At 44.2% G+C, this 8714-nt stretch carries 10 protein-coding genes and 4 tRNA genes; 8 read left to right on the top strand and 6 right to left on the bottom strand.

The features are described from left to right. The 8 genes from LHW48_06585 to mce all read left to right on the top strand — a co-directional run. The coding region (locus LHW48_06585) for an HAD-IC family P-type ATPase (protein MCB5260122.1) at positions 1–854 on the top strand (854 nt) is incomplete at its 5' end. A 187-nt stretch (positions 855–1041) separates the two neighbouring features. Further along, positions 1042–1332, top strand: coding sequence for a hypothetical protein (locus tag LHW48_06580; protein MCB5260121.1), 291 nt, complete (start codon positions 1042–1044; stop codon positions 1330–1332). A 19-nt stretch (positions 1333–1351) separates the two neighbouring features. Further along, positions 1352–2566 (top strand): PLP-dependent aminotransferase family protein, encoded by a 1215-nt coding sequence (locus tag LHW48_06575; GenBank protein ID MCB5260120.1) that lies wholly within the window; start codon positions 1352–1354, stop codon positions 2564–2566. Positions 2567–2594: 28 nt separating this feature from the next. After that, positions 2595–2897, top strand: coding sequence for a 4Fe-4S binding protein (locus LHW48_06570; GenBank protein ID MCB5260119.1), 303 nt, complete (start codon positions 2595–2597; stop codon positions 2895–2897). Then, positions 2897–4153, top strand: a complete 1257-nt coding sequence (locus LHW48_06565; protein ID MCB5260118.1) for a 2-oxoacid:acceptor oxidoreductase subunit alpha — start codon at positions 2897–2899, stop codon at positions 4151–4153. Before LHW48_06570 ends, LHW48_06565 begins: the two co-directional genes overlap by 1 nt. 1 nt (position 4154) lies before the next feature. Next, positions 4155–4997 carry a 2-oxoacid:ferredoxin oxidoreductase subunit beta gene (locus LHW48_06560; protein MCB5260117.1) on the top strand — a complete coding sequence of 281 codons (843 nt, stop codon included), beginning with the start codon at positions 4155–4157 and terminating at the stop codon, positions 4995–4997. Next, positions 4994–5539 (top strand): 2-oxoacid:acceptor oxidoreductase family protein, encoded by a 546-nt coding sequence (locus LHW48_06555; protein MCB5260116.1) that lies wholly within the window; start codon positions 4994–4996, stop codon positions 5537–5539. The genes LHW48_06560 and LHW48_06555 overlap by 4 nt, the downstream gene beginning before the upstream one ends. 10 nt (positions 5540–5549) lie before the next feature. Then, positions 5550–5951: a methylmalonyl-CoA epimerase gene (gene mce / locus LHW48_06550; GenBank protein ID MCB5260115.1), complete on the top strand. Its 402-nt coding sequence runs from the start codon at positions 5550–5552 to the stop codon at positions 5949–5951. A 342-nt stretch (positions 5952–6293) separates the two neighbouring features. Here mce and LHW48_06545 read toward each other — a convergent pair. The 6 genes from LHW48_06545 to LHW48_06520 form a co-directional block, all read right to left on the bottom strand. Further along, positions 6294–6368: transfer RNA gene (locus LHW48_06545), tRNA-His, on the bottom strand. Positions 6369–6401: 33 nt separating this feature from the next. Then, positions 6402–6478: transfer RNA gene (locus tag LHW48_06540), tRNA-Arg, on the bottom strand. Between the two features lie 11 nt (positions 6479–6489). Beyond that, positions 6490–6566: transfer RNA gene (locus tag LHW48_06535), tRNA-Met, on the bottom strand. Between the two features lie 48 nt (positions 6567–6614). Further along, positions 6615–6690 (bottom strand) — tRNA-Met (locus tag LHW48_06530). A gap of 324 nt (positions 6691–7014) precedes the next feature. After that, positions 7015–7755 carry a phosphonate ABC transporter ATP-binding protein gene (gene phnC, locus LHW48_06525; protein MCB5260114.1) on the bottom strand — a complete coding sequence of 247 codons (741 nt, stop codon included), beginning with the start codon at positions 7753–7755 and terminating at the stop codon, positions 7015–7017. 9 nt (positions 7756–7764) lie between these two features. Next, positions 7765–8688 carry a phosphate/phosphite/phosphonate ABC transporter substrate-binding protein gene (locus LHW48_06520; GenBank protein ID MCB5260113.1) on the bottom strand — a complete coding sequence of 308 codons (924 nt, stop codon included), beginning with the start codon at positions 8686–8688 and terminating at the stop codon, positions 7765–7767. Positions 8689–8714: the final 26 nt, after the last annotated feature.

The following is an 8714-nucleotide window of genomic DNA, read 5'->3' as shown; positions in this document are numbered from 1 at the left end:
TTATGGGTAGCGATAGCGATAATATGAGCCTGGTGTATTCTTTGGAAAACTCCAGCGAACATCCTTTGGCAGAAGCCTTCAAAACTGCCGCCAAGGCGGGAAAGCACCAATTGCTGCCAGTGAAAAACTTTGCAGCAAGCGTAGGAAAAGGAATATCCGGATATATTGGGGCAAAAAAATACTATGCCGGAAGTGAACGCTGGTTGAAGAGCTTGGGCATCGAGAGCCAGATCCATCCAGAGCCAGATTTATCTTATGCGGGGAAGATATATTTGGCAGACGAAAGCTCGGTATTGGCATTGTTCTATGTGGCAGATACCATTCGCGACGAAGCACAAGAGATGGTAAAAAGTTTGCGTGCCAAAGGCATCAACCCTATTATGATGAGTGGCGATAACGATAAGACCGCCAAGGCGATAGCACAAAAGTGCGGCATCACCGAAGTTATGGCAAACGTGTTGCCAGCAGACAAGGCAGGTAAAGTGAAACAACTGCAGGCAGAAGGGAGAGTGGTGGCAATGATTGGAGATGGCATAAACGACGCTCCGGCATTGAAACAAGCGGATATTGGCATTGCCATGGGAATGGGGACGGATATTGCAATTGAAGCAGCAGACATCACAATATTACGCGGAGATCTAAGATTGATTCCACTTACGCTAAAGCTTTCGATAAGTACTTTTTCCAAGATTCGTCAAAATCTTTTTTGGGCTTTTTTCTATAATCTGATTGCCATTCCATTGGCAGCTTTTGGAGTTTTGCACCCGGTAATAGCCGAAATAGCGATGGCATTAAGTTCCATTACGGTAGTTAGCAATGCCAATCTGTTAAAGAGAAAATTTGTTGCTCGATAAGAGTTTACGAGATGAATAAGTAAGAGAAGAGCGGCAAAAGCTACTCTTCCTTTTTTATATGTTCCCGCTGAGAAATTGCTTCCGATATATATGTGAATTTTGTCGTTTAAACTAGTTTCTAAGAAAAAATACTTGACCTTTAAAGCATAAGTTTTATAGGGGATTTGAAGTATTTAATGGAGAATATATGAATATTCACTTTCGTGATGTGCAGGCGGGCAGTGTAGAAGCAAGAGCGATTCTTGAGATCGCAGAAGGCGTTTTTTTGAATGAAGTTACGATCCTAAATATTGAGGGTGAGATTGTAGTGGAATTTCCCAAAAAAAGCTTTGTGGGTAAGAACAAGCGGACATTTTATATCGATATTATAACCTTTGAAGATATAGACAAACGCATAGTGTGGGAGCTTGAAATTAAAGAAGCTTACAAAACTTGGCGAAAAAACAACAAAAAAGTCTTGGTTTACGAAGAAAAATAAAGATAAATGGAGGATCAAAATGATCACCAACTTGCATGAAGCACTATCCACCAATATCAAGGGGATGAAGCGTTCAGCAATTCGTGAGTTACTTAAATACCTCGGTACTCCCGGATTGATTTCTTTCAGCGGTGGTTTTCCCAGTCCACTCACTTTCCCAACCGTAGAACTAAAACAAATAATGAATGAAGTAATGGATACGGAAGCTGCCAGCGCATTGCAGTATGGACCCACCGAAGGCGATATTTTGTTGCGCACCCTTCTTGCAGATCGATACAAAGCCCAAGGCGTGGATGTAAGCGTGGAAAATTTAATTATTACCACTGCATCACAACAGGCTTTGGACCTCATTGGTAAGATGTTTATCGATCGCGGAGATTATGTGATCGTAGGTTTACCATCATATTTGGGGGGGCTTTCTGCATTCAACTCTTATGGTGCCAAAATGATAGGTATTCCTATGGATGATCAGGGTGAAGATCCCGTAATCTTAGAAACTGAACTCAAGAAGTTGAAAGATATGGGTAAAAAGCCAAAATTCATCTATCTGATCCCGGATTTCCAAAATCCAGCCGGAGTAACGATGACCGAACAACGCAGAAAAGAGATCATCGCTTTGGCACATAAGTATGATGTGATTATCATCGAAGACAGCCCTTATCGAGAACTGCGCTACGAAGGTACCACTCAAAAAACTATGTATGAACTTGATGGAACCGGTCATGTAGTAATGTTGGGCACTTTTTCCAAAATCTTCTGCCCTGGCTTTCGTATCGGTTGGGTGGTAGGACATCCCGAAGTATTGGATAAAATTGTGGTAGGCAAACAAGCTACAGATCTCTGTACCCCTCCATTTACGCAAAGAATTGCTGCTCGCTACATCGAAAAAGGCTTACTAGACCCTAAGATTGAAGAGATTCGTAAGATGTATTCGGTAAAGCAAAAAGGCTTCTTGCAAGCCCTTGAAAAGTATATGCCAGAAGAAATTACATGGACCAAGCCTGAAGGCGGTCTCTTTATGATGGCATTTGCCCCTGAGCACTTGGATACCAATGCGCTGTTATTAGATTGCATCAAGGAAGCAAAGGTGGCGTATGTGGCGGGAACCTCATTCTTCTGCGACGGTGGTGGCACCAATACCATGCGTTTGAACTTCTCGTACGAGACCCTGGAAAAGAATGAAGAAGGCGCAAAACGTTTGGGTGACTTCTTTAAACATAAACTCAGTAAATAGTACAAAATATACATAAATAACTGGAGGAATGATGTCCAATAAAGTCATTAAAGACCGTATGGGCATGATCATCAAAGAGGAAGACACTCCGGAGAAGATGGAGGTGGAACTCACCGAAGTCAAAGCACCCGGTGAGAAAGACTCCCCTGTATTGATCTATTATAATTGGTGTAAGAGGTGCGGAATATGCGTAGCTTTTTGCCCCACCGGCTGCTTGGGCTTAAAGAGCGATGGCTCGCCTTATGTGCAAGCTCCGGAAAAATGTATCCATTGCGAAACCTGTGATCGGCTCTGCCCAGATTTTGCCATCACCGGAGCGAAGGAGAAGTAATGTTAAAAAAAGAAAAAAGCAAAACCTTAAAATCCACAAGAACAAAAACTAGTAAGGGCAAAACTAAAAGTACAGCTGTAAAGCAGGACTCAAAACTTAATGAACTGCAAACAGACCGCGAGCGTAAAACTGTTATCATGCAAGGAAATGAAGCGGTTGCTTACGGAGCTCTGGATGCCGGAGTTAACTTTTTTGCCGGATATCCTATTACTCCTTCAACCGAAATTGCCGAAATACTGGCCGCAGAATTACCCAAGCGCGGTGGTACATTTATCCAAATGGAAGACGAAATTGCCTCCATTTGTGCCATTACAGGAGCTTCTCTGGCTGGGGCGAAATCTTTAACTGCCACTAGCGGTCCGGGTTTCTCGCTTATGCAAGAAGGAATAGGTTTCGCAAAAATTACCGAAACCCCCTGTGTAGTGGTTAATGTGCAACGCATGGGTCCTTCAACCGGAATGCCAACAAGCCCCGCTCAGGGCGATATTATGCAGTCTCGGTGGGGCAGTCATGGCGATTCCCCAGCGATTGTGTTATATCCCGATAGCGTGAAAGAGAGCTATGAGCTTACGATACGCTCAGTGAATCTTTCTGAAAAATACCGTACTTGCGTTATCTTGCTCTTAGATGAAGTATTGGGACACATGCGTGAATCCGTACGCTTGCCAGATATTGCAAACGCAAGAGTGATAAACAGAATCAAACCAACCGTACCGCCACACTGGTATAAACACTACGATGAAAACCAGAAATATCTTTCTCCTTTGGCAAGTTACGGCGATGGATATAGATTTCATGTAACCGGGCTTACCCACGATGCGCATGGATTTCCTACCAATAAATCTACCGAAGCAGGTGAGATGATGGAACGTCTGCGCAAAAAAATATCTTACAATATCAGAGATTTAGTACAGATTGAAAGCCACGAAATGGACGATGCCAGAATAGCCATTTTTGCTGCCGGTATTACCGCCCGCGCTGCCAAAGCCGCTATTGCAATGGCACGCCACGAAGGCATCAAAGTAGGGCTTTTACGTCCGCTTACCATTTGGCCATTTCCAGATGATGCGGTGCGTAAAATGCTGCGAGATGTAGAAACGGTAATTGTACCGGAACTCAATCAAGGACAGCTCATCCACGAAATCCGCCGCCTTACCAAAGATAAGAGCGATAGCGATGTGCTTACCATTCAACGCGTGAACGGACAGCTAATTACGCCTAACGATATTCTACGCAAGATCAAGGAGGTAAGCTAAGATGGCTAATATTCCGCTAAAAGTAGTGCATCAATATCTGCGTCACGACAAGAAATTCCCGCATGTATGGTGTGCTGGATGTAGTAATGGTATTGTTTTGGGTGCCATCATAAGAGCCATAGCCTCTATGAATCTCAATCAGGACGAAGTGGTTATGGTTTCGGGAATTGGTTGTTCATCTCGCATGCCAGTTTATATTGATCTCAACACGCTACACACACTACATGGTCGTTCCATCGCTTTTGCCACAGGCATTAAGATGCATAAACCTTATATGAAAGTGATAGTAGTTACGGGCGATGGTGATTGTACGGCAATAGGGGGTAATCATCTAATTCATGCTGCCCGTAGAAATATTGATCTTAGTGTGATTCTGATCAACAACAATATCTATGGCATGACTGGCGGACAGTGCTCACCTACAACTCCTCACGAAGCTATAGCAACTACAGCCCCCTATGGCAACATAGAACCTGAGTTTAGCATCTGCGATCTTGCCATGGGTGCCGGTGCATCTTTTGTGGCACGCACAACCGCTTTCCACGTTGTGGAAATGCAGAATTACTTCCAGGCTGCAATGGAGCATCCCGGATTTTCTCTGATAGAAGTAATCTCCGCATGTCCAGTTATTTACGGTCGCCTCAACAAAAAAGGTGGAGCTCCGCAGATGATGAAGGAATTTAGGGATAACTCTATTCCCTACACAGCGGTTGACAAACTCCCTCCGGAAAAAGTAGCAGGAAAGATTATCCGCGGGATATTGCGCAAAGAAATCAAGCCAGAATATTGCGCTGCCTATGCCGATTTAGTTGCCAGAGTTGCAGATAAGGGGGATGAACAATGAAAAGAAGTTACGAAATCCGCCTTTCCGGGAGCGGAGGACAGGGTTTAATTCTTGCCGGAATTATTCTTGCCCGTGCCGCCGTGATAGATAAACACAAAGTTACCCAAACCCAAAGCTACGGTCCAGAATCCCGGGGTGGATATTCTCGTGCCGACGTAATCATCAGTGACAAAGAGATTTACTTTCCTGAGGCAACAAACTTCAATTGTCTGCTCGCACTCACTCAAGAAGCATGCGATAAGTATCTCTTCGATCTGCGCGATACCGGAATCCTGATCATTGATACTACTTACGTCAAGAATCTGGCATTAGCGGCTGACAACACCTATGAATTGCCTTTTACGGAAATTGCTCAGAAACAGCTTGGCAGTGCTATTACTACCAATGTGCTTTCGCTGGCATTTTTGGTGAAAGTAACACAGATAGTTAGCGAATCCGCTCTGGAAACCTCTCTGCGCGAAAGCGTGAAACCCGCCTTTGTAGATTTGAATCTCAAAGCCATGAAATTGGGCTTCAAGCTGGCTACAGAATACGGCAAGTAAGGAGCTCATGATGCTAAAACACATCAGCCATATCGGGATTGCAGTAAAAAATCTGGAAGAAGGAATTGCCTTTTACCAAAAGCTTGGCCTTACTCTCGAGGGAACCGAAGAAGTTCCATCACAGATGGTGAGAGTTGCTTTTTTCCCAATCGGAGATACAAGAATTGAACTGCTTGCTCCTACTTCTGAGGAAAGCCCTATCGCCAAATTCATCGAGAAAAAAGGCGAAGGCATTCAGCATATTGCCTTTGCGGTAGATGATCTTCCTCAAACTCTTAAAAACACCGAAGAAGATGGAATCCGACTTATCGACAAAGAACCCCGACCAGGAGCGCATGGCGCCGATATAGCTTTTCTACACCCCAAATCCACTGGCGGTGTGCTTATAGAATTCTGTAAAGAAAAACACTGATTAATATTATATCGCCTTGACGGAGCCCTTAAAAAGCTCCGTCTTTGCTTTGCAAAAACCAGAAACCATCCAAATATTATGACCGAGGGAAGAGCCTTATTACTGCCTATATGGTGGACAAGCTCAGGGCATTTTACAAATACATTTCCAATAATAGCTTAGCTCTGTTAAATTGGATTAAAACACCTATCCAGATAAATCTTGAGTATGCTAAAAGAATGAAATGATTGGATATATTTCCATTTATCGCCCTTCTTGTATGGGGTGCCGCTTAATTTAATCAACGATCTTGAACTAAAAAAAACCAGTTCCTATAGGAACCGGCTAAAAAGACAACAATGATGGGGTGGGTGATGGGATTCGAACCCACAACGCCCGGAACCACAATCCGGTGCTCTGCCGTTGAACTACACCCACCACAGTTTTTATGGGAAAGGTTTTAGTGTAAGCTGGCACGCCAGAAGGGATTCGAACCCCTGACCCGCAGCTTAGAAGGCTGCTGCTCTATCCTGCTGAGCTACTGGCGCAAGAAAAATAGTGGTAGCGGCGCAGGGATTTGAACCCCGGACCTGCGGATTATGATTCCGACGCTCTAACCAGCTGAGCTACACCGCCACACTCTATAAAAAAGAACGAGTATTATCTCGCTCTATCATGTAAAAATGGTAGCGAGGGAAGGATTCGAACCTTCGACCTTCGGGTTATGAGCCCGACGAGCTACCAGCTGCTCCACCTCGCGTCACTTATTCTACCATAATTTTTCGGGCAGCCTCCTTGTCAAGATAAATCTTTGGAAGCTGTTTGAGATTGACAGTTATAGGCCATTTATTGCAATGCTATTTATTAATATCTTAAGTACAAATTTTGCCTAACTATACGGTGAGAACTCTGCAATACACTTAATCCGGTATTCACCTCTCTTTGAAACCCAATGTTACAAAAGATGATTAACGATGCTTCAGGCGGTTATTATCCCTAACCATAGGAGAATCTTGGGAGTAACCATCCTTATGAATAGCCTGAAGCGATGAAGAACAAGCAACCTTGCAAGCTGCTTCAGACCTTATATTTCCTCAGCTTCTTCGCCGTAGATTTCTTTGAAATGGGCTTTATCGATCTGATTTGGCAAGCCTTCAAAGGCTTTGATGCCGTCTTTGAGTGCCAATACTCTGGTGCCGTAACGCCGCGCCAAAGAGAGGAAGTGTAAACTGCAGATCACAGCGATTCCTTCTTTATTGATTTCCGCCAGATATTGCATGATAGAATCTGCTGTGGCAGGATCTAGACTGGCAACCGGTTCATCAGCAAGGATGATGCGCGGCTCCTGCATTAGGGCACGGGCGATTGCCACCCGTTGTTGCTGTCCGCCGGAAAGCTGTTTCACCTGTTTCTTAGCAAAATCCTGCAAGCCAACTCGAGCCAGGTTTCTTATGGCAGCGTCGATTTCGGTTTTGCTATAGGCGGAGCCAATGCCGTGGTAGCCCAAACGACCAGTAAGCACATTGGTTAGCACACTGAGGTTTTTGATCAGATTGAACTGTTGAAAGACCATTGCGATATTGCGGCGATATTGCCTGAGCTCTTTTCCTTTTAGAGAAATCGTGGATTTTCCCTTATACAGGACATCTCCTCCGGTGGGTTCGATTAAGCGGTTAATGCAGCGTAGCAGAGTAGATTTTCCGCTGCCAGAGAGCCCCAAGAGCACGATAAAATCGTTTGAATCCACATCAAAAGAAAGGTTATTTACAGCGTAAGAAACGCCATCGTAGCTTTTATAGAGTTTTTTTACTTCCAGTAAATTCAAATTTTGATCCTATTTCAACATGGATTCGGGGTCCATATTCATGGCTTTGAGTGCGGTGCGTACCACATCATAATCTGCATCGGAAGCGTGTTCTAAGCCGTCAACATCGTAAAGCGTTTTTAAGGTGTTTTTGCCTTCAGGGGTTTGGGCAAAATCGTAGAGTGCCTTCACAACTTCTTTTTCTAGTTCTTCCGGCATATTATTCCGGAAGGTTACCGTATCATTCGGAATCCAATCCGTAAAGCCGATTATGCTAACCTTGTCAAAGATGTCTTTGTGCGTTTCGAAGAGCTTTTCGCGAGCGTCCATTGGCATTCCGGTAGAATCCGGAGGACTCCAATAGCTACATGCTACATCTGCTCTACCACTATACACTGCTAAAATTGCCTGCGGATGACCTCCAGCGAAGATGTGGTCTTTGGGTACAATGCCTTTTTCTTTGAGGATGGCAGAGGGGTAGATGTAGCCGGATGTGGAAGCTGCATCTGTATAGGCAACTATCTTTCCTTCAATATCTTCTATGCTTTGAATGTCGTCTCTGGCAGCCACAAATTGTCCGCGGTATTTGTTGAGACCGTTACGCACAGTCATCAGTTTCACATTAGCGTTATACTTCTGTTTTGCAAGCACATAGGCGTAGGTAGGTAACCAGGCGATATCTGCTTGATAATTTCCCAAAGCCTCGATTACTGCCGCATAAGATGTGGGTACGGCTACCTTGAAATGATACCCGGTTGATTTGTGTAAAGCTTCGGCTATAGCCTCACCGCTTGCCACCACTTTTCCGGCTTCCAGCGATGGTACAAAATACATGCGGATTGGTTTCTGCCGAGTTCCCAGTTTTTTATTTGCGTTCGAAATCTTGGTGCTTTCGCTCTGACACGCAACAAGCACAAGAATTACGGTAATAAGTGCAAAGACTAATCTTTTCATAAGCACTATACTTCTCCATGTATTTA

It is taken from the genome of Candidatus Cloacimonadota bacterium, assembly GCA_020532355.1.
Lineage (GTDB): Bacteria > Cloacimonadota > Cloacimonadia > Cloacimonadales > Cloacimonadaceae > UBA5456.
This window is presented reverse-complemented; position numbering and strand designations above follow the sequence as displayed.